This is a genomic window from Kitasatospora nipponensis (assembly GCF_039528135.1).
GTDB lineage: Bacteria > Actinomycetota > Actinomycetes > Streptomycetales > Streptomycetaceae > Kitasatospora > Kitasatospora nipponensis.
Map to the genome: position 1 here is coordinate 1 of NZ_BAAALF010000715.1, position 702 is coordinate 702.

Below are 702 nucleotides of genomic sequence, written 5' to 3' on the forward strand. Positions count from 1 at the left end.
TCAGAGGCTGCGGGCGGTGATGTCGCCGTGCGGGGTGGTGGCGCGGATGGTGAGGGTGGTGGTGCCGTCGTTCCTGAGGGCGTTGTTGATCCGGCCGTGGCCGGTGCCGGCGTCCAGGGCGGCCGAGACGCCGCAGGCGGCGCCGACGGTGATGTCGCCGGACTGGGTGCTCAGTGCGACGGTGCCGCCCAGGGCCTCGGTGATGCGGATGTCGCCGCGGGTGGTGCTGATCTCGGCGGGGCCGCCGAGTCGGCCGACCTCGACGTCGCCGTCGATGACGGTCAGGCGCGCGCTGGCGGCCTCGTCGAGCTTGGTCTGCCGGTAGGCGCCGTCGAAGGTGACGTCGCCCAGGCGTCCGACGCCGCGCAGCTCGGCTGCGCCGGCCTTGCCCTCGACGCGGGAGCCGGCGGGCAGTTGGACGGTGACCTCCAGGGCTCCGGAGGGGCCGAAGAGCTGGTTGCCGGGGGCCGTGGTGGTGATCCGCAGGACGCCGTCGGCGTAGGCGACGGTGGTCTGCTCGGCGGCCTTGGTGTCGCGGCCCTTGGTGGCGTCGGCCGGCAGGACCTCGACGGTGGTGTCGGTGCGGTCGGCGGCGATGAACCGGACGCGGCCGGCGGGGATGTCCAGGACGGCGGTGATCGGGGCGGTGGTGTCGAACTTCTGCATCGTGTTCTCCGGTGCTCGTCGCTTGTTTCTGACAAC

Annotated in this window: 1 protein-coding gene; it reads right to left on the reverse strand. The window is 73.1% G+C overall.

Annotation, left to right across the window (positions count from 1 at the left end):
- Positions 1-666: a DUF4097 family beta strand repeat-containing protein gene (locus tag ABD323_RS42885; protein ID WP_344447459.1), complete on the reverse strand. Its 666-nt coding sequence runs from the start codon at positions 664-666 to the stop codon at positions 1-3.
- Positions 667-702 lie beyond the last annotated feature (36 nt).